The following is a 19984-nucleotide window of genomic DNA, read 5'->3' as shown; positions in this document are numbered from 1 at the left end:
AAAAGTTCTCAAGTAAATCTTACTTGAGAGTTTTTTTTGAATAGGCTGTGTTAAAGCTAATTGTTGATTTTGATACTTTATTGATTGAAGCGGAAGGCATGAGACTGCTTCGGGAAAAACGAGTCAAAGGGAGACCCCACAGGCGGATAGCTGGCCACTGAAGAAGTGTTTTATTTATTATATAAATTATAGGTAAAACCTTTATATTAAGTAGGATAAAAATGATATAGAGAGTTTGAAAACGACCATCATGTTGGTTAGGAGAGGCGTCCGCACGACTCCTGTGGGATTAGCGAGACAGGCGAGACCCCACAGGAGCAAAGCGACGAGGAGGCTCGGCGCTCGCCCCGCGGAAAGCGTGTGGTAAGCCTCGGAAAACCGAACGAAAACCTCTAAGTGCTTGGATTTTCACTATCTATATATCATAGCATCCACTTTTTTTCAGTGACCTCCGCACAGTGCCGAGGATGCTCCCGGACCGCCCTCGGAAAGCGAATGCCTTTCGCTGGCAATCAACAGGTAGATTTAACAGAGCCTTTGAATAAATTACGATGATTTACATCAAAATAAGGAGCGATTCGATTAAATTTGTATAAAAGGAGAATAAGGATGCGTAAACAATTTTTTAAGATTTTGCTATTTATTAGCTTACTTGTAATCACTGCATCTCCAATGAGAATTGCAGCTCAAGGAAATTCGAACGAACCAAATCATTGTGTTTCTTCTCAAGCAGCAGCCTTAAAAGGAGATTTAAGAAGATTATGGATTGACCACACGATATGGACAAGAAATTATATTATCAGTGCTTTAGCAGGGTTGGAAGATCAAGAGAAGGTATTGGTAAGACTGCTTAAAAATCAAGAGGATATTGGCAATGCTATTAAACCTTTTTATGGGGATAAAGCAGGGGATAGACTAACAGAACTATTAAAGGAACATATTGTGCTTGCAGGAAAATTAGTAGACGCGGTAAAACAAAATAACGAAGCAGATATAAAAAAATACAATAAAGAGTGGCATCGAAACGCTGATGATATTGCAAAATTTTTAAGTGATGCTAATCCAAATTGGAAGTTATCCGTGATAAAGGATTTAATGTATGAACATTTAAAATTAGTCACAGATGAAGTGGTCGCAAGAAATCAAAAAGATTGGGATGCGGATATTATCGCTTTTGATAAAGGGGAAGATCATATTATTATGTTGGCTGATGAACTTGCTAATGGAATCATCAAACAATTTCCAGCTAAATTTCCAACTAAATAAAAAATGAATAAAAAAGTTAAAAAGCTCTATTTTTAGATGAATAGAGCTTTTTACTTTTATGCTTACAACGTTAGTAAAGCCTGCCCAAGAAGGAACAAGAAATGTCTTACATTCAATTAATAAAGCCAGCTCAGTAAAGCGGGTTGTATTAACTAGCAGCGTTGCAGCTGTTAACGGTGATAATCGTGATATGGAAGGTAAGCAATTTTTAACAGAAGCAGATTGGAATGTGACCAGTTCCTTAAAGCACCAGCCTTATAATTATTCGAAAACAGTCGCAGAAAAAGAAGCATGGAAAATAGCGAATGCACAAAATAGCTGGGACCTTGTTACGATTAACCCAGGGTTTGTATTAGGACCATCTTTAGCAAAACGAACAGATTCCACTAGTATTTCTACAATACTGGACATCTTAAAAGGTACGTATAAAACGGGAGTGCCAAATTTAACTTTCGGAATTGTTGATGTACGAGATGTGGCGAAAGCGCAATTGCTTGTAGCTTTTACTGAAACTGCTTCAGGACGATACATCATATCGAACAAAGAAGCGACCTTATTGGATATGGCAAAGATTTTTGAAAAAAATTTCCCAAATAAATATCCGCTTCCAAAGAGAGAGGTGCCTAAACCATTGATGTGGATCATGGCCCCGATGCCAGGGCTAACAAGAGAATTCGTATCTAAAAACGTTGGGCATAACTTTAAGCTTAACAACAATAAGAGCATAAAAGAATTAGGGATGGTCTATCGAAGTATTGAATCCACCTTAATAGAGCAAAAGAAACAGCTAGAAATAGATAAAATGATATAGAAGATGCTTCTTGGCACCTCTCGAAGATTGTTAGGTTTTGTTGAGGGTATTACGACAAAATCCACATAAAGCTAGTACTTTTTTGAAAGGCTTTGTTAAACGATCATGTTGTTTATAGGAAGGGAATCTTCGAGACTCCTGCGGAAAAACGGGCTGGCAAGACCCAGCTAGGGAGGAACGGAGGCCACTGAAGAAGTGTTTTATTATATAAATTATAAGTAAAACTCTTATATTTAGTAGGATAAAAATGGTATAGAGAGTTTGGAAACGACCATCATGTTGGTTAGGAGAGGCGTCCGCACGACTCCTGCGGGATTAGCGAGACAGGCGAGACCCCACAGGACCACAGGAAAAAAGCGACGAGGAGGCTCGGCGGAAAGCGTGTGGTAAGCCTCGGAAAACCGAACGAACACCTCTGAGTGCTTGGATTTTCATTATCTATATTTCATACGCATCCACTTTTTCAGTGACCTTGAGGAACGAGCGAGGAGGCTCGGCACTCGTCCGCAGAAAGCGAAGTGTATTCAGGCTGAGGGGTAAATAACAACAACTTATACGAAATGAGCGATAAAAAAAACAAACAATGGAAGTCATCATTCCATTGTTTGCACATCGTTTTTCTCTTTGTTAAGTTATTACATTAATATGGATAGTACGGATAAGGGTATGGATATGGAGGATAATAATAAGGAAATAAGGCAAGAGCAGTTAACGCAGCAAGTGGGAAAAATCTTCGTCTAAAGCGGCGAAATCTTCTTCTGTAAGGGGCTCCTCCACCATATTGCCGATCCGGCTGATCCGTTTCCTCATGTACATCTTCACCAACCAACATAGAAACTCCATTGTTATCAACATTTTCAATGATTCCATCGACCGTTTGCCCATCCTGCAACGTGACCATAACATGATATCCCGTATGTTGATTATATTGATCATATAAAGATCTGAACTGACCGTAGTCGCTATATTGCATATTTCTTCCATACGTCATAATGTTCCTCTCCTTTCCATACATATGATATTCACCTAGTTTTGAAATGTCACAAAAATAAATCTTTAAAGTAACTTAAGATTTTCATAGTTATAAAAATTTGAAATTAGGGTTAATATTGATATATATAAACGGAGATTTGTATATGGAAAGAAAACTAATTTATATTCTTTCAGTACTATACCTAATTTTATAATAAACGGGGGAGAAAAATGGGGAAAAAGGTCAATAGAGTTCGATATGAGCTGGATTCTGCTGGAGTAAAGTCTTTGCCAATGGATGAAATTAAAACCATTTTGCGCGGAGCAGACGAATTAATCCTGTCTGGTGGCCGTGCTATGCTCGCCAAAATTCTTGCTGGGTCAAAAGATAAAAAATTATTGGAGCTTGAATTGAATCATTGCCCCGTTTATGGAGCTTTTAAGGGGACAACCCAAAAAGAGATTCTTGCAAAAATCGACTGGATGATTCTGAATCATTATTTAGAAATTGAATATGATTTTCGACTTCCTTTGCTTGTCTTTACGGATAAAGGATGGGAAATTGAGCGGGATACGTATGCTGAAGAATTGCTGGAAAAACTGATTGAAGCTGCGAAAAACAAACGATACGAATTTGTAGAAACATTAAAAGATCGAAATCGCGGCATGATTCTTTTATTATTAGATAAGATAGCTGAATCAAACAACAAAGAGTTAATCATCATCCTCAAAGCATGGAAAATGATCGATTACAACAAAGTAAGAACAAGAATCCAGGAAGTCATCGAAGTATTGGAGAAAGCGGAAGAAGAGATTCAAATGAATATGGATAAAGATGCGATCTCTTTTGCAGCTAATAAAAAATGGCTTTCCATTCCTAAGGATATTCGCAGTGAATTGGAACGAAATGTATGGTGCACCACTTGCGGTGATGTCGTGCAAATTGAAAAATATATGGTCAAAGAAGCACAATTTGGCATCGTTTTACAAGGTAAATGTAAAATTTGCGGTCATGAGGTTGCAAGGGTGATAGACTAGTTTTGGATGTAAAGAGGTCATCAGGCTGTTGAAAAACGTTCGCTCTCTTCGTCACTCCCCGTTTTTTGCGGTGCTCATTACCCAAAAACGGTAACTCCGCTCCTCAAAAAGGGTCGTTCCTCGATAGACAAACGTTTTCATTCAGCCTGAAATTTTGCAGTCTTACTTTTTCGACACTCTGAGGGCATATTTGGACCTCTTTTCTGTTGTGGACGTTTATACAACTATTATTTCTGGCAGCTGTTCTGCTAGCTGAGGGCTGCCTGCTTGAAGCAGTTGCCAGTCACTCCATCCCAGGGACTATTTAATCTTTCCGAGTAAGAAAACCCCATAGTTGATTGGAGAATAAAAAGTTTGCTTCCACATTTGTTGTTCGTTCGCTTTTTTAAATGCTATTCGAAGATCACGTCCATTTACTTCAATAAATTTAACTTTTCCTTCTGTAGTAACTGCTAAATCCATCCCTAAATCTGCTGTGAATGGAGCAAGTTGTTCTATTTTCGCCGCAATTTGCAGTGCGGTGTTTTTTAAATCCTCGTATATGGATAATGCATTATCTTGTTCAAATATAGTATTTAAAATAGTCATCGCGGAAATAGCTTTCCCCCCAACTGCTAAATTTGCTGCATGTGACTTTTTATTCCCCATTTTCGCTACCACTCCTGAAATCGTCCAAGTTCCCATTTCTCCTTTTTGAACGGAAATTCTGAAGTCAATAGGCCTTTCATCAAGGGAGATAATAGAGATGCCTTCCTGAATCATATAGTAGTTTGCTGAGACAGTTTGAAAAACATCTGTTAAAGAATTCACGGTTATTTTTTCGGTTACATGTTTTCTGTTTTTTGTAGAAGTCAATTCCATGTAATCCTTCTCTTTTTTTAACCTAATAACCCCTTTTCCTAAACTTCCAGAACGGGGTTTTAAATATATGGTTCCGTAGGTGTTTAACCATTCGGAAAGTTGTTTTTTTGTTTTTAATTTTTCTGTTGCAGGAAGATATGCCTTTGTAGTGCTATGTTGAAGAAGATTTCGGTGTACTTTCCATTTATTAAATTTAGTGGCGCTGTTAAATAATATCACCTTAGTAGAATCAATTTTAGAGAGTACCTCTTTCATTTTCTTTTTTGACCGGAGACGATTATGAATAACAGCAGGTAGTTTAAAAATACCTTTTGAAAAAGTAAAGTTTTTACGATTCCAATAAAAACCATAAACAGAACTCTCAGAAATGATTAACTGATCGGAGAAAAAAATAACAGTCTTTCCCTTATTGCGTGCTGCTTCTGTATAAAATGGCAGAAATTCAAATCCAAACCTACCTCTTAGTGCTTTTTTAAGTTGAGTTTCACTAATTAACACACCAATATCTGCATCCATTATTTTATCCTTTCTTATAGTATCAGAATTTATATGTCTCAAGTTAGATAACTGTCTAGCTCAGACGTATAGGATGTACTAGTGCCGGCGTTGCCACAGGCTCGCAGGATGCGAGTCAATCGACGTTGCCACAGGACGTGGCGTAGTTAGTCGATTTTCCTCTTTTGCGTATTTAGCCGGCCAGCGCCTAGCCCCTGTGAAAAATAACCCTTTGCCTCTAAAAGTAAAAAGCACTTTTCGAGTCAAATGAACATTTTTCTTCGGGGCTGAGCAAGGCGCTTCCGCTTTTCTATATTGGATTGCTCTTCCATAAATATTATGAGGTTTTTGGAAAGAAGTTCCTCTGTATTTTACCCTGATGAATTTAGTTAGTGTCAGCCCTTTGCAAATTTCATATGTTATATAGGGTTAAAAGTCTATATAATTATTTGTTTTCCTAAAATCTAGAATTTTACAGGGGATGACGTGAAGGTATGCAAACAATTGTTTTTCTAGGAAGCAATAAATCTGGCAGCAGCAGGGATGCTGTATTTTCCGCAGCGAATTTAGGCTATTTTATTGTACTCCTAACAGATAGAGAGAAGTTTATCGAGCAAAGGGATGAATTTTCTGATGTAGACTTAATGATCTTAATGCAAGACTTATTGGATGAAAATAAAGTGAAGGAAAAGATCTCTTATTTAGAAAGTCAAGGTAAAGAAATAAAAGCTTGTATCAGTTTAATAGACCCATTTGTTTATCTTGCAGCAAAGATAACAGCCGATCTTGATTTAGCGCCATTATCTGTTGAAGCATTGAAACTAATGGGAAATAAAATAGATGTTAGAAAAGAGTTAAGCAGCATCGATGTAAATCCTTTTTTTATTTCTTATCAAAATGAATCAATTGATGAATTTGTTGAGAACTATAAGGAACATCTACCCCTCGTAATAAAGCCTCCTGTTTCTAATGGTTCTAAAGATGTTTTGCTTGTAGAGACCATTGATCAATTTCGAAATGGTTTAACGTTTCTGAAAGACAAACTTTCTAATTCCCCCATATTAATGGAAGGATATATAAATGGACCTCAGTATATTATTGAAGTAGTTTGCTATGAAAGTACGGTTCATATTGTGGGAGTTGTAGAACAGGAAATATCGCATCATGATAGATTTATTATTACAGGATATAACTTCCCAGCATTGCTGAATGAAGAGGATTATGAAAACCTGCAAATAAGTGTTTCTAAGATTGTAAGTCATTTAAACTTGCAAAATGGATCATGTCATTTAGAAATGAGAAGCATAAATGGAAAATGGAAGTTGATTGAGATTAATCCAAGGATTTCAGGAGGAGCGATGAATCGAATAATAAAAGAAGCTACGGGAATTAATTTAACCAATGAAATTATAAAGTTATATTTAGGAAAAGAGCCTTCATTTGAAAAAAAGAAAAAACTATACGTTTCTGCACAATTTTCAACTATAGAAACGAGGGGAACATTATTGAGAGTTACAGGGAGAAATAGAGCTTCGAAGTATCCAGGAGTAAAGGAAGTATATGTTAAACCTCGAAAGGGAGCAGTTATTAATAAGCCGCAATCCCTTGGTGATCGGTATGCTTATGTGATTGCCGTATCAGAAGATCCTGAGGAAGTCAAACGAATAGCTAAATCAGCTGTAAATGAAATTAAGTTTTTAATAAATCCAATGTAATGCGTGTTCAAAAAGGGAACAAAATAGAAGCAGGCAACCGAAGAGATTCACAGCTTTAGTTTGGTGACTTTTTGAACATCCTAATATAGGGGTGTGAGATTTTAAATGAGTTTAATAGGAATGCTCCATTATCAGAAGCATCCTGAACAAGTAACAAAAGCATATGCTTTTGCTGCAGTGGCGAAAATGGAAGGAATTGATTTTTTTTACTTTTCTTATAGTGGGGTTGATTTTGAACACGGCAAAATAAACGGATGGATTTATGAGAGTGGGAAGTGGATACAGAAGGAATTGCCATTTCCAGCAGTAATTATTAATACGAGTTCACCAAAAACAAAGACGCAAAAAACGATTCAAAGACGTCTGAAAAAAATGTCTATTTTTACAAGTTATCCGGTTGGAAACAAAATGAAGGTTTACAGGAAACTTCTTGAAGACGGGAAATACACACAAAACTTGATCCCCTCCTATGAAATGAGTAATGAGGAAGAAGTGTTCGACCTATTATGCAAATATATAAAAATAGTAATGAAACCTTTATCAGGCAATCAAGGGAAAGGCATTTATTTTATACAAAAGGAAGCAGAAGATTCACATAGAATAATAGAAGGGGAAAAAAATTATCTTTATACAAAGGAGGAATTAACATATCTCCTTCAAAAGCTTATAAAGGAACAAAAATATTTAATGCAGCCATTCATTGAAAGTAAAACAAAAGCTGGATTAGCATATGATTTTCGGATTCATGTCCAGAAAAATGGGGAAGGAGACTGGGAAATCAATTTAATTTATCCAAGAATAAGCGGCAATGCAAAACTTGTAAGCAATGTAAGCAGCGGCGGCTATCGAGGAGATTTCATTTCTTTTTTAATGGAAGAATATGAGGAAGGATTTTTAGAAATAAAACAGACAATCGAGCATTTTGCCTTGTCATTTGCTTCACACTTTGATCTATTATACCCCTATTCATTTGACGAACTTGGAATAGATGTTGGTTTGGATAAAAATAAGGCATTATGGATATATGAAGTAAATTGGAGACCAGGTTCTAAGCATCGTGAATTCGCTGTAGCAAAGCTGCTTATACCTTATTGTATGTATCTTGCAAATAACTAAATTCTAAATTAGAGCATGTTCAAAAAGTCACCAAATGATAAGCGTCGAATCTCTTCGTTGGCTTGCTTTTCCGCTACTCACGTATCTGGCAGAGAGGATCTTCAACTAAAAGCACTCACGCCCTGTGAGCAACGTTGAAGTCACCACATCCTGTGGAATGCCGTTGCTCAAAGCTACGCCGCCTCGACCTTCTTGCTTCTAATTTGATCCCTTTTTGAACGCATATTATTAAGGTTCGCCCGAACAATTATCCTATTTTCCAATAAGATAAAGAAAAAAGGCGGATTGGGGAGAGCGTATATGGATGGATATGATAAGGAATCTTGCCATAGAGATTGTATTTGTAAGGCAATGGCTGAATTAAAAGAAATTCAAGATATGATTACGGGATCCTCAACAAAATATTTTGGAAAGCTGCTTTCCAATCTAATAAAAGTGGATACATTACCGTTTATACTTCTAACTGAAAATGGAGCATTAAGTTTGAGTGGCTTTCATTTTAATAAAAGTTTACAAAAAGAAGAATGCTTTCAAACAAGCTTTTTTCGGATAGAGGAGACAGATGTCCACTCTTGCTGTGCCACCGTTTCATTATTATTGCCTATAAATATATTAGGAGAATCAAAATATTCCTTATCAGATGTAATTATCTTGAAAAGAACAAACCAATGTGCCGTTATTGATTTATCCTGTATATGTGCCATTCAAGTGCTAGATTTTGAATTAATGAAAAGAGATATAATCATTGAGCCGAAGTGATTATACTTTGGTTATTGTGATGCTTTATTCCCCTTCCTATCCCTCCTTTTTTATCTTTAAAAAAAGCTGTCAATGAGGTCGCGTTAAAGCCTTAAAAGATAGTTCACTCTTCGTTTTTTGAGCTTTGATGAAGTACAACTACATAGTAATAATACGCCAATTATGTAAAGTATAAGTTGTTTGCCCAATCCCTCTGTTTAACTGCAACATAGAATAATTAATGGTAAAAAAGCATTGATTTTCATCATTAGTAGGATTCCATGAAACAATGAATCTGTTATCAGCTAGAAATAAGAGAAACTATAAGCTGGTGTAGAGCTAATGGAAGATAATGTTGTTCGGGTTTTTATCGAATGATAATATATGGAAAATTTATAAAATAACCGCAAGGAGGACGGGGATGAAAGAGCATGTCACAATGTCGAGGTTTAGGGGCGGCTTTGGCAATCAAATATTTCAATATGCTTTTTTAAAAGTTTATGCTAAAAAATATCATTTACATGTTGAAACACCGTATTGGATTGGCAGGTATTTATATGGTTTTCAAGATTCATATGTTTCCAGCAAATTTCCGTTATTGTTAGAGGAAAACGAATCTAATTTATCAAAAATATTTACAGAACAAAAACCAAAGTATGTGAATGTAGACTTTCGAGGATACTTTCAATTTCATTCATCCCATTATGCTCCTTATAAAGAGTATATTCAATCCTTATTTCAACCGGTTGGAAAGAATAAATACATGCTTGAAAATGGATTAGCGAAAATACGTTCAAAAGGCAAGACGATTGTCGCAATGCATTTACGAAGAGGGGATTATTTACAATATAATAATCCAGTATTTTATGGTCCTCCCACAAAATGGTATAAGGAATGGCTGGAAAGATTTTGGAGTCAGCTTGACAATCCAGTTTTATTTATCGCGAGTGATGAAATAGATCGTGTAATAGATGATTTTCAAGAATATCATCCGATTACTAGCAAGGATATTTTTACAGACATCCAAATGGCCCCTTTTTATCCAGATCATTATATGTTAAGCAATAGTGATATATTGGCTATTTCGAATAGTACTTTTTCATTTACAGCAAGCATGTTAAATAAAAGGGCAAAGATGTTTTTGCGTCCAGATATAAAACAAGAAAAACTAATAGCCTTTGATCCTTGGTCAAGTGATCCGCTCCTGCACTTCAAAAGATCCTATTATTAAGGATTTCTATTAGTAAAAAATTCAAACTTTTTCGAATGAATAAAGAGAAGAGCTAGAAAAGGGTGATAAAATTATGAATGTTGACTTCTGGAAAGACAAAAAAGTGTTGATTACTGGCAACACAGGTTTTAAAGGTTCCTGGTTAAGTTTATGGCTTCATTCATTAGGTGCTAAAGTTACAGGATATAGCTTACATCCGCCGACATCACCAAGCTTATTTGAACTTTGCGAAATAAACAAACTGGTTCCTACTACTTTTGCTGATATTAGAGATAAAAAAAAGGTAGAGGAAACAGTATTTGCAGATAAACCAGATATTATTATCCATATGGCAGCACAGCCGCTTGTAAGAGCATCCTATCTTAATCCAGTTGAAACGTATGAAACGAATGTAATGGGAACAGTTAACCTGCTGGAAGCGGTACGAAGTGCGGTAAACCGCGGGATAAAAATAAAAGCCGTTGTGAATGTAACGACAGATAAATGTTATGAAAATAAGGAGTGGCATTGGGCATATCGAGAAAATGAAACACTTGGAGGCTATGATCCTTACTCGAACAGTAAAGCATGCTCAGAGTTGGTAACAGATGCTTACCGGAATTCCTTTTTTAACAGCGGCAACTATGAAAGCCATGGTGTTGCCATTGGAACAGCCAGGGCTGGGAATGTTATTGGCGGTGGTGATTGGGCCGAGGATCGTTTAATTCCAGATTGTGTGAGAACGCTTTTAAATGGAGAAAAGATATTAATTAGAAATCCTCATGCCATCCGTCCTTGGCAGCATGTGTTAGATCCTTTAAGCGGCTACTTAACTTTAGCGGAAAAACTATATAAGGATGGTCCAATGTATGCAGAAGGCTGGAATTTTGGACCAGATGACAATGATGGGAAACAAGTAGAATGGATCGTTAAAACCATTTGCAAAAAATGGGGGACAGATGCGAATTATGAGGTAGAAAAAGGCGAACATCCTCATGAAGCACATTTTCTAAGATTAGATTGCTCTAAAGCAAAAAAACAATTAGGCTGGCTGCCGAAGTGGGATGCTGGGCATGCACTTGAAAAAGTGGTGGAATGGACAGAAGCTTACAAAAAGAATCAGGATTTATCAGCCGTATGTTTAAAACAGATAAAAGAATACATCAATGAGTGAGGCGATAAAATGAGTTCATTTCGATTTATTGTAATGGGGGATCGTTCTAGCAATAATGTCAATGAATTTAATGCCCTATTAGCGAATATAAAAAAACTTCCGGTTCAGCCGAATTATATCTTATTTGCAGGGGATCTAATATACGGACAAAACGTTGAAGCTGAACTTCAAACTTGGAAAGGAATTGTGGGGAATTATTTTCCACTTGAAAAGGTGCTTCCTGCTTTCGGTAACCATGATAAGGATGAAACTGCATTTAGCAAAGCATTCCCGCATCTTCCGAATGAGCAGCTCGCTGGATACCAAAGAACAGCATATTATGTTGATATTTATAATACACGTTTCATTATTTTAAACTCTAATCGGAAAAATTCAGACGGTCATTACGTTGTAGATACAAAGCAAAGAGAATGGCTGGAAACATTATTAAAAAATAGCAATAAAACACATCATTTTGTTATGGTGCATGTACCACCATATCCAATTGGACACCATTACCAGGAGTCGCTTGATGCAGAACCAGAGGAAAGAGATGCTCTTTGGTCCATTTTAGATAAATACAATGTAACGGCAACGATTGTCGGACATGAACATAATTATAATCGCAGACTCATTGATCCTTCCTATAGTAATAATAATGGACTCTATCAAAACTCTATTTATCAACTATTAGTTGGCATAAGTGGTTCCAGCAATAATATGAAAGTGATAGATAAAAGAAATGTTGTGGCAGGTCCAATTGGGGAGCAAAGTTATTTAATTGTTGATGTCTTTGATAATGCAGCAATATGTACTGTAAATGATGTTCATAATAAGGTAATTGATTATTTTATTATTAATCGATCCTATCCGACACCTTCAACTCTCCTTGATTATATAATTGAAAAGGATTCGGATTGGAAATTTTTAGATGATGGTTCTGATCAGGGCGTTGATTGGAGAAACTTGTTATATGATGATTCCAGTTGGCTTAGTGGTCCTTCTACATTAGGATATGGGGCTGGAAGTGTACAAACGATTCTTAGCTACGGTCAGGACCCATATGCCAAAAACATTACTTCCTATTTCAGAAAGACCTTTACTGTCGAAGATCCAGCAGCTTATCAAGAATTAACACTAAGATTGATGAAAGATGATGGAGCAATTGTATATATTAATGGAAAAGAAGTTTTAAGGAGTAATATGCCTAATGGTTCCATTGATTTCAAAACACTCGCATCAACAGGTCTCTATGATTATAATGAGTTAATTCTTTCTGAAACCCCAATTAGTCCTAGTCTGCTTCAAAAAGGCATGAATATAATTGCAGTAGAAGTTCACCAAGTACATCCCACTAGTTCTGACCTTTCTTTTAATCTTGAATTAATTGGCGAAAAGCATCCTCCAAAAACACAGCCGCTTATTCCACTAAAATCTGTTTGGAAGTACAAAGATGAGTTTACAGATCAAGGAACAGGATGGAAGTCCCTTTCTTTTAATGATTCCTCGTGGAAATCAGGGCCAGCAAAATTAGGGTATGGAAATGGGGATGAAGCAACTGTTTTAAACGCTGGATCTGCCTCTTTGCAAAAACCAATCACTTATTACTTTAGAAAATCTTTTACAGTAGTCGATCCTTCCATATTTAATCGTTTAATACTTCAGTTATTATATGATGATGGCGCCGTTGTGTATTTAAATGGCAAAGAAGTTTTCCGCACAAATCTACCCGATAGCAATATAAATTATACTACTTTTGCCAGTTCACCAATTGCTCAAAATAGTGGCGAAAATATGAAAAAAACGGTTAGTCCTACTTTTTTAATAAAAGGCCAAAACGTCATCGCAGTAGAAGTCCATCAAGCATCGTTGTATAGCTCTGATGTCAGTTTTGAATTAGAGCTAATAGCATGGGGAAAATAAAATAAGGCGGTGTGGGCGGAGCAAAATTGATAAAAAAAGAAAAGAAGAAGCAGCTAATTTTTATAATGACATTTTAGAAAGAGCAGCGCCGTTAAAGCATGGCATGTAGCATAACAAAGAAAGTGACTCAAAAGTAAACGGAACCTTCAATGTTTAGAGGTTCCGTTTTTCTTATGAATGCTGCTTCATTTTGAAATAGACAGTTTCTTTTCCTTATCCGGCCGATTTCGTCTCTTGTTCGGCGAGAATGCCCGATTGTCCGGCCGATTTCGTCTTTCATCCGGTAGGCCTAAGAAAAAAGCTGACCCAAAAGTTTTGTACAAACTTTTGAGTTATTCTTTATTAATTTTTCAGTAGTTGGCTGTGAAATTAAATCGGAACATCCCATTGTGTTTTAGAAGAATAGTAATAATAGAAATGGCCTAAAGGATGTTCATGCTTCCATGGTTTTTTTCCAGTTGTGTAGTGGATGATAGAAGGTTCAATGAGAAGTTTTCCTATATGTGCTGTTTGATAATTCCATTTAGGATCCAATGGCAGCCAGTTATTATACAAAATGGCATTAAGGCCGTCTTGGTCGAGGAGACGGATTTTTTCAGGGTTATCTTTAATATACGCTATCACTTTTTCTGAAATATTTAATTCCCGCCATTTCTTTACGTTTAACACCATCACACCTGAGTTAAAATATCCAGCTTGAACGGGAATAGAAAGTGCTTTATAACGTCCATATTTTTTGGCACCAGGATCTTGAACAGCAGCTAATAAATAATGATTTATCGGGGTATTCCAGAGATTGGCGATGTCCTCTTGAACAATGAGGTCACTATCTAAATAGATAACTTTTTCAATGGTTTGATTTAATAAATCCGGTATGGAAAGTCTAAAATAGGCTTCATCCGTTATTCTCCGGCCTTTTTTGCATTCAGCATATTTTTTTTTGTCTACTTTCAAGAAATGTAATGTCCCATTAAAGGAATCGGCAACTCTATGGAGCTTTTGTCTTTTTTTATGAGACATATTACTTGTTAAGATATATATGTTTATTTTATTTTCTAATCGTATATTTTTTAAAAGAGAATAGATCATTACAGCTGCATGCTTTGCAAATTTATTACTTGTTGAAGTAACAATATGAATCTCTTCCATTCTTATCACACCTCCAAAATATATATACTAAAAAACTGATTTGTTGATTGTACCGATTGTCTAATCCTAGTCATGAAAATGTGTTAATTATCTAGTACGGCAAAATAAATCATACATATAATGATTGATATATAGGCATTAATATGACAGAAATTTATTCTTGGTTACGGGCGATATAGACATAAAGGCGGCGCGAGCGAAGCCACTCTAATCTTAATAAGGTAAAAAATAAACTACAAAGTACTATTATACTTTTTTTCTATTAAAGTACGTGCAGCTCCGTCCCCTTTTCCGACAGAGAGGAGTGTTCTGCTTTGAAAATAGCCATTGTTAGTCCTGGACGATTTTCTGTTCCGCCAGTTGTAGGAACATCAGTGGAACATGTCATTAATCAAGTAGCGAATCAGTTAAAAGAGAGGAATAAAGTAATTGTTTATACAAGGAAGTGTAAAGAATATCCAAATTCTTCAATGGAAGGAAATCTCATCTATAAACGTATTAAATTTAATCATGCTAGAAATTATCAAAAGAAAGTCATTCGGAGCCTATATAAACATCAGCCCGATGTCATTGTGATTGAAAACCGCCCAAGTTATGTTTTTGAAATAAAAAAAGCATTCCCTACAATACCCGTTCTACTCAATATGCACTCTGATGTTTTTGCTTCCCGACGTTATATGAAGCCTGGGAAAATGACAGAAGCATCTAAAATAGTCGATGGATTAATAACAAATAGTAAAGCGCTTGAAACATTCTTTATTGCTAAATATCCAGCATTTAAGGGAAAATCTTTTCCTATTCATTTAGGGATTGATACGCTTCCCTATGAAAATGCTCTTCAGAATCAAGCATTAATTTCTGAATTAAGAAAAAAGTTTGGGTTAAAGAATGAAGATCCTGTCATTCTTTTCGCAGGAAGAATATTGAAAAAAAAAGGCGTTCATTTGCTTCTTGAAATATTGCCTCAATTGATAGAAAAGTATCCTACTATAAAGTTGATTATTACAGGAAGTCCAAAGTATGGAAAAAATGTAAGCACAAAATACATGGATAAAATAAGGTGGATAACGGAAGAGTTAAAGGAACATGTCGTATTTACAGATTTTATTAAACCAGAACTCATGCCTTCTATTTATCAGCTAGCTGATATTATTGTGACACCATCCATATGGAACGAACCATTTCTGCTCGTTAATTTAGAGGCAATGGCAGCAAAGAAGCCTGTTATTAGCACGAATAAAGGGGGAATTCCAGAGGTAGTTAAACATGGGGAAACAGGAATTATCTTTTCTGTTGAAAATTATAAAAAAGAATTGCCGCTATATTTACGTTTTCTATTAGATTCTCCAGCGGTAAGAGAAACACTTTCCGCAAATGCATTTCGCCGTGCAAAAGAGTTCTCGTGGTCGAAAACAGCCGAAAGATATTTACACGTATTTAATCAATTGAAAAAGAAGGCTGTTTTCTAAAAGTTTTTTGTTTTTTACGTAAAAAAATGGGAGAAGAAGTCCTCAGCAGACTGAATACACGTAGACTCCTGTGGGAATGCGAGAAAGACGAGACCCCACAAGAGCGTATGCGACGAGGAGGCTCGACGCTCGTTAAACGGACGAAGTGTATTCAGGTTGCGGGTTAAATAACAACAATCTATACGAAAAGAGCGAAAAAGAAAAACCATGTAAGAAGAGAATGGCAGTAAAGAAAATAGGATAAAGAGAATATGAATATGGAGGGGTATCGTGAAAGTCGTTATATTATGTGGAGGAAAAGGATCAAGAATGAGTGAAGTTACAAATGATATTCCCAAACCTCTTGCGAGAATTGGGGATAAACCAATCGTATGGCATATCATGAAAATATATCAACAGTACGGTTTTAATGATTTTATCTTATTGCTTGGCTATAAAGGAGAAAAAATCAAAGAATATTTTATGGATTATGAATGGAAGAATAATAGCTTTACAATGAATGCTGCTACAGGAGAAGTTGACATTATCGGCCAGCAGGAAAAGTGGAAAATTACGTTTGTTGATACAGGATTAGATACAATGACTGGCAGCAGAATAAAAAGAGCACAAAAATATATTGGCAATGAAAGTTTTATGCTCACATATGGTGATGGATTATCGGATGTAAACATCCATGAACTGCTAAAATTTCATCAAGAAAAAGGGAAAATTGCCACTTTAACTGGTATTAGAAATAAAAGTCAATTTGGCACATTAACGGTTAATCAAGGAATAGCTGAATCATTTGCAGAAAAAACAGAGACAGGAAACATAGTAAACGGTGGCTTTTTTGTACTGAATCCTGAAATATTTCAATATTTAGAAGAAGAATCAGGTTGTATTTTGGAGGAAAAACCTTTAAGAGACTTAGCTCAGAATCGCCAATTATCTGTCTTTATTCATGAAGGATTTTGGAAAGCGATTGATACGTATAAGAATGTCTTAGAAATAAATGAGCTTTGGGATCAAGGTAAGAATTTATGGATTCCAAAATGAACATGAGCTTAGAAGCAGAAAATATTTTTTGTACGATATTAACAAAAGGCAGAGTCTATCAAGGTTTAGCATTGCTAGAATCATTAACAAAGGTTATTCCGAATACATTTTATTTATATGTTCTTTGTGCGGATGAAGAATCGTTTAGTCTTCTTAAAAAAATAAATAATAAACATCTTTATTTAATCCAAGAAAAGGAACTCGAGCAGGAAATCGTCGCTTTAAAGAAACATAGAAAGATTCATGAATACTGCTGGACATTAAAACCAGTTCTGATTGAGCATTTGATGATGCGGTATCCTTTAACGAAACGAGTTACTTATCTCGATTCAGATTTATATTTTTGGCAAAATCCAACGATCATTTTTGCAAAACAGCCGGATTGTTCGGTTTTACTTTCTATTGAAGAAAAGTATAAGCCATCATGGAAAAAATCAAAAAAATGGAAGCTTATTCAAATAACGGGGCTCTATAATTCAGGCTTCATTAGTTTTAAACAGAATGCAAATGCACTGCTAGCTGTTAAATGGTGGAAAGAACAATGTGTGAGCAGTTGTAAAATTAGTCCTGAAGAAGGAACATTTGGTGATCAAAAATATTTAGATGACCTTCCTCGTTTGTTTTCAAATGTTTGTATGATAACAACGCCCGGAGTAAATATCGGGCCATGGAATTACTTAAAATATCATTTTTCACTAGTAGATAGCTCTATTTTCATCGATGAGGATAAATTGATTTTTTATCATTTTAGCAGTTTAAGAGTAGAGGGGAAAAATAAATTTACCATTCTTTATCCTGTTAAAACAAAAAAACTCCCTTTTATCTATATGATGTATAAACACGCTTTAAATAATGCCATAAAATTAGCTCAAAAAGCAGATCCAAATTTCAACATCTTTGCTACAACAGAAGATTTACAGAGGTACTGGAAATGAAGTGTTTGAAGGAATGAAAAAAGATTGCGAGGTGCTATCATTGGATAAAGCATCTAATAAAGGAAAATCATCGAGAGGATACCACAATACAACAAAGGATTGGATAAAAAAATTCAAATCTGCACCAAAACTATATAAAAGTTTTCCTTCAACGACAGCGGAGTTTACACAGTTGCCAAAGGGGATAGAAAAAATCTCCTGGTCTTTTATGCCACAGCCTTGTAAGCAATTTAGAGCTACGATTCCTTGGGGGAAAGTTTTAGGGGATAACGGCAGTGTCATTACCCCAGATAATAAGCTTTTATGGGATGTTTCTTTTGAGTACAATAAAAGTCCAAAAAAACATCGAATCTTTAAAGAAAAAGAGCTGCCTCCTATTTCCTTTACATCTGAAACATTGGCAGTTCTTACATCACAGGTCAGTTTTAACTACTATCACTGGATGTTTGACGTATTGCCTCGATTGCGAATGTTAAATGATGCTTCCTTAGAAATAGATAAGTATGTAATAAACAGAGGGATATACTTTACGCCGGAATTCTGTAAATATCAGGATGAAAGTTTTGATATTTTGGGAATCCCGAAAGAAAAAATAATAGAATGCGATCATAACACATATATCCAAGCAAAAAAATTAATTGTTACCTCGTTGGCAGGTTATACGGCTCATGTACCGAAAGAAGTTTGTCAATATATAAGATATGAATTTTTGAATAAGCTGAATTTAAGTAAATCTAAAGGAAATAAACGAATTTTTATTAGTCGTGAAGACGCAATGCATCGAAAATTATTGAACGAAGATAAAGTATTCCGCGTATTGGAGAAATACGGTTTTGAATTGGTTAAACTAACAGAATTATCTTTAGCAGATAAAATCAAGCTTTTTACGTCAGCAGAAGTAGTTGTCTCTTCGCACGGTGCAGCGCTAACTAATATTGTTTTTTGCAACTCGGGCACTAAAATCATTGAATTATTTACACCAACTTATTTATTGCCTTGTTTTTATATCATTAGCAACTATATGAATCTTGATTATTACTACTTGATTGGAGAACAAGTAGAGGCTGATGATAATCGTAGTTTTCATAGTGATCCCATTTATATTAATTTAGATAAATTAGAAAGAACCCTGCAATTAGCCGATATAACCTGAAAATTTGTAATGAGTGAGGTGTTTATTTAATGGATAGTGCTTACTGTACTATTTTGTCTAAAACAAGGTTGTTTCAATTTCTTGCCTTAATCATTTCCTTAAATAATGTTACAAAGGGCAATTTTCGTTTTTATGTTCTTTGTGTGGATGAAGAGAGTTACAATCTATTAAAAAAAATAAATTGGGAAAATGTCCATTTATATCCTGAAGAAGAGTTAGAGGAACATATACTATTGTTAAAAAAAGAACGGAAAATTCATGAATATTGTTGGACATTAAAATCTATTTTTCTAGAAACATTGCTTTTAAAACACGGGGATATAAATCGTGTCACATATATGGATTCTGATCTTTACTTTTGGGGAAATCCAGAGGTTATTTTTGAAAAACAACCAGCGTGCTCTGTGCTGCTGACGAAAGAAGAAAAGTATAATCCAGCATGGAAAAAAAGTTTTATTAAAACACTTACAAAAATCACAGGGAAATACAATTCAGGATTTATAAGTTTTAAGCGTGATCAAAATAGTCTTGCTTGTTTAAAATGGTGGAAAGAGAAATCAATTGAAAGTTGTACGATTCTTTTTAAGAAACAGGTATTTGGAGACCAAAAATATTTGGATGACATGCCGATACTTTTTTCTGGCATTTGTAATATTACAACCCCAGGAATTAATATAGGCCCATGGAATTATTTGAAATATTCCTTTTCTCAACAAAAGGATATCGTGCTGCTGGATAAAACGCCGCTTATTTTCTATCATTTCAGTGGTGTCAGAATACTTGAAAACAACGAAGTAAAGCTGGTTCATAACAGTGAAAGCAACTTACCATTTATTTATAAAATGTATAAAAAAGTACTGAAAGATGTTGTGAAAATGGTTAGCATGATTGATTCTGAATTTGACGGCTATGCAACAGAAGAGGACTTAAAAAGCTATTGGTAGT

17 protein-coding genes are annotated in these 19984 nt (G+C 35.4%); 14 read left to right on the top strand and 3 right to left on the bottom strand.

Annotation, left to right across the window (positions count from 1 at the left end):
- Positions 1-609: 609 nt before the first annotated feature.
- Positions 610-1266, top strand: coding sequence for a glycosyltransferase (locus ACTXGU_RS08150; RefSeq protein ID WP_443481014.1), 657 nt, complete (start codon positions 610-612; stop codon positions 1264-1266).
- A gap of 58 nt (positions 1267-1324) precedes the next feature.
- Positions 1325-2077: an NAD-dependent epimerase/dehydratase family protein gene (locus tag ACTXGU_RS08145; protein WP_443481013.1), complete on the top strand. Its 753-nt coding sequence runs from the start codon at positions 1325-1327 to the stop codon at positions 2075-2077.
- Positions 2078-2717: 640 nt separating this feature from the next.
- On the opposite strand, the gene ACTXGU_RS08140 is transcribed toward ACTXGU_RS08145, so the two are convergent.
- On the bottom strand, positions 2718-3068 hold the full coding sequence (locus ACTXGU_RS08140; RefSeq protein WP_443481012.1) for a hypothetical protein: 351 nt from the start codon (positions 3066-3068) through the stop codon (positions 2718-2720).
- Between the two features lie 212 nt (positions 3069-3280).
- On the opposite strand from ACTXGU_RS08140, the gene ACTXGU_RS08135 reads away from it, so the two are divergent.
- Positions 3281-4087: an RQC-minor-1 family DNA-binding protein gene (locus ACTXGU_RS08135; RefSeq protein WP_443481011.1), complete on the top strand. Its 807-nt coding sequence runs from the start codon at positions 3281-3283 to the stop codon at positions 4085-4087.
- Between the two features lie 300 nt (positions 4088-4387).
- Here the strand turns inward: ACTXGU_RS08135 and ACTXGU_RS08130 are convergent, their stop codons facing one another.
- On the bottom strand, positions 4388-5464 hold the full coding sequence (locus tag ACTXGU_RS08130) for a YheC/YheD family endospore coat-associated protein (protein ID WP_443481010.1): 1077 nt from the start codon (positions 5462-5464) through the stop codon (positions 4388-4390).
- A gap of 473 nt (positions 5465-5937) precedes the next feature.
- Between ACTXGU_RS08130 and ACTXGU_RS08125 the strand changes: the two genes are divergently transcribed.
- From ACTXGU_RS08125 to ACTXGU_RS08100, 6 genes are all read left to right on the top strand, one after another.
- Complete coding sequence (locus tag ACTXGU_RS08125; RefSeq protein WP_443481009.1) at positions 5938-7158, top strand: ATP-grasp domain-containing protein; 1221 nt, start codon at positions 5938-5940, stop codon at positions 7156-7158.
- A gap of 105 nt (positions 7159-7263) precedes the next feature.
- Positions 7264-8274 (top strand): YheC/YheD family endospore coat-associated protein, encoded by a 1011-nt coding sequence (locus ACTXGU_RS08120; RefSeq protein WP_443481008.1) that lies wholly within the window; start codon positions 7264-7266, stop codon positions 8272-8274.
- 300 nt (positions 8275-8574) lie between these two features.
- Complete coding sequence (locus ACTXGU_RS08115) at positions 8575-9033, top strand: CotY/CotZ family spore coat protein (protein WP_443481007.1); 459 nt, start codon at positions 8575-8577, stop codon at positions 9031-9033.
- Positions 9034-9433: 400 nt separating this feature from the next.
- Complete coding sequence (locus ACTXGU_RS08110) at positions 9434-10243, top strand: alpha-1,2-fucosyltransferase (RefSeq protein ID WP_443481006.1); 810 nt, start codon at positions 9434-9436, stop codon at positions 10241-10243.
- A gap of 73 nt (positions 10244-10316) precedes the next feature.
- Positions 10317-11396, top strand: coding sequence for a CDP-glucose 4,6-dehydratase (gene rfbG / locus ACTXGU_RS08105; protein ID WP_443481005.1), 1080 nt, complete (start codon positions 10317-10319; stop codon positions 11394-11396).
- Between the two features lie 9 nt (positions 11397-11405).
- On the top strand, positions 11406-13298 hold the full coding sequence (locus tag ACTXGU_RS08100) for a metallophosphoesterase (protein ID WP_443481004.1): 1893 nt from the start codon (positions 11406-11408) through the stop codon (positions 13296-13298).
- A 369-nt stretch (positions 13299-13667) separates the two neighbouring features.
- On the opposite strand, the gene ACTXGU_RS08095 is transcribed toward ACTXGU_RS08100, so the two are convergent.
- Positions 13668-14447 (bottom strand): glycosyltransferase family 8 protein, encoded by a 780-nt coding sequence (locus ACTXGU_RS08095; protein WP_443481003.1) that lies wholly within the window; start codon positions 14445-14447, stop codon positions 13668-13670.
- A 314-nt stretch (positions 14448-14761) separates the two neighbouring features.
- Between ACTXGU_RS08095 and ACTXGU_RS08090 the strand changes: the two genes are divergently transcribed.
- From ACTXGU_RS08090 to ACTXGU_RS08070, 5 genes are all read left to right on the top strand, one after another.
- Positions 14762-15916: a glycosyltransferase family 4 protein gene (locus tag ACTXGU_RS08090; RefSeq protein ID WP_443481002.1), complete on the top strand. Its 1155-nt coding sequence runs from the start codon at positions 14762-14764 to the stop codon at positions 15914-15916.
- Between the two features lie 270 nt (positions 15917-16186).
- Complete coding sequence (locus tag ACTXGU_RS08085) at positions 16187-16951, top strand: glucose-1-phosphate cytidylyltransferase (RefSeq protein ID WP_443481001.1); 765 nt, start codon at positions 16187-16189, stop codon at positions 16949-16951.
- A complete protein-coding gene (locus ACTXGU_RS08080) occupies positions 16936-17886 on the top strand; it encodes a putative nucleotide-diphospho-sugar transferase (RefSeq protein ID WP_443481000.1) in 951 nt (316 codons plus the stop codon). The genes ACTXGU_RS08085 and ACTXGU_RS08080 overlap by 16 nt, the downstream gene beginning before the upstream one ends.
- A gap of 13 nt (positions 17887-17899) precedes the next feature.
- Positions 17900-19039, top strand: a complete 1140-nt coding sequence (locus ACTXGU_RS08075) for a glycosyltransferase family 61 protein (RefSeq protein WP_443480999.1) — start codon at positions 17900-17902, stop codon at positions 19037-19039.
- A 29-nt stretch (positions 19040-19068) separates the two neighbouring features.
- The gene (locus ACTXGU_RS08070; RefSeq protein WP_443480998.1) at positions 19069-19983 is read left to right on the top strand and encodes a glycosyltransferase; all 915 of its coding nucleotides are present in this window, start codon (positions 19069-19071) and stop codon (positions 19981-19983) included.
- Position 19984 lies beyond the last annotated feature (1 nt).

Source organism: Niallia sp. 01092, assembly GCF_052318935.1.
Taxonomy (GTDB): domain Bacteria; phylum Bacillota; class Bacilli; order Bacillales; family Cytobacillaceae; genus Niallia.
Note: the sequence above shows the minus strand (reverse complement) of the source record. Positions and strands in the feature narration are given on the sequence as shown.

What these genes read in the sequence shown, in the direction of transcription:
- ACTXGU_RS08150 (WP_443481014.1), top strand. Translation starts at nt 610, where the DNA reads ATGCGTAAACAATTTTTTAAGATTTTGCTATTTATTAGCTTACTTGTA.
- ACTXGU_RS08145 (WP_443481013.1), top strand. Translation starts at nt 1,325, where the DNA reads ATGCTTACAACGTTAGTAAAGCCTGCCCAAGAAGGAACAAGAAATGTC.
- ACTXGU_RS08140 (WP_443481012.1), bottom strand. Translation starts at nt 3,068, where the DNA reads ATGACGTATGGAAGAAATATGCAATATAGCGACTACGGTCAGTTCAGA.
- ACTXGU_RS08135 (WP_443481011.1), top strand. Translation starts at nt 3,281, where the DNA reads ATGGGGAAAAAGGTCAATAGAGTTCGATATGAGCTGGATTCTGCTGGA.
- ACTXGU_RS08130 (WP_443481010.1), bottom strand. Translation starts at nt 5,464, where the DNA reads ATGGATGCAGATATTGGTGTGTTAATTAGTGAAACTCAACTTAAAAAA.
- ACTXGU_RS08125 (WP_443481009.1), top strand. Translation starts at nt 5,938, where the DNA reads ATGCAAACAATTGTTTTTCTAGGAAGCAATAAATCTGGCAGCAGCAGG.
- ACTXGU_RS08120 (WP_443481008.1), top strand. Translation starts at nt 7,264, where the DNA reads ATGAGTTTAATAGGAATGCTCCATTATCAGAAGCATCCTGAACAAGTA.
- ACTXGU_RS08115 (WP_443481007.1), top strand. Translation starts at nt 8,575, where the DNA reads ATGGATGGATATGATAAGGAATCTTGCCATAGAGATTGTATTTGTAAG.
- ACTXGU_RS08110 (WP_443481006.1), top strand. Translation starts at nt 9,434, where the DNA reads ATGAAAGAGCATGTCACAATGTCGAGGTTTAGGGGCGGCTTTGGCAAT.
- rfbG (WP_443481005.1), top strand. Translation starts at nt 10,317, where the DNA reads ATGAATGTTGACTTCTGGAAAGACAAAAAAGTGTTGATTACTGGCAAC.
- ACTXGU_RS08100 (WP_443481004.1), top strand. Translation starts at nt 11,406, where the DNA reads ATGAGTTCATTTCGATTTATTGTAATGGGGGATCGTTCTAGCAATAAT.
- ACTXGU_RS08095 (WP_443481003.1), bottom strand. Translation starts at nt 14,447, where the DNA reads ATGGAAGAGATTCATATTGTTACTTCAACAAGTAATAAATTTGCAAAG.
- ACTXGU_RS08080 (WP_443481000.1), top strand. Translation starts at nt 16,936, where the DNA reads ATGGATTCCAAAATGAACATGAGCTTAGAAGCAGAAAATATTTTTTGT.
- ACTXGU_RS08075 (WP_443480999.1), top strand. Translation starts at nt 17,900, where the DNA reads ATGAAAAAAGATTGCGAGGTGCTATCATTGGATAAAGCATCTAATAAA.
- ACTXGU_RS08070 (WP_443480998.1), top strand. Translation starts at nt 19,069, where the DNA reads ATGGATAGTGCTTACTGTACTATTTTGTCTAAAACAAGGTTGTTTCAA.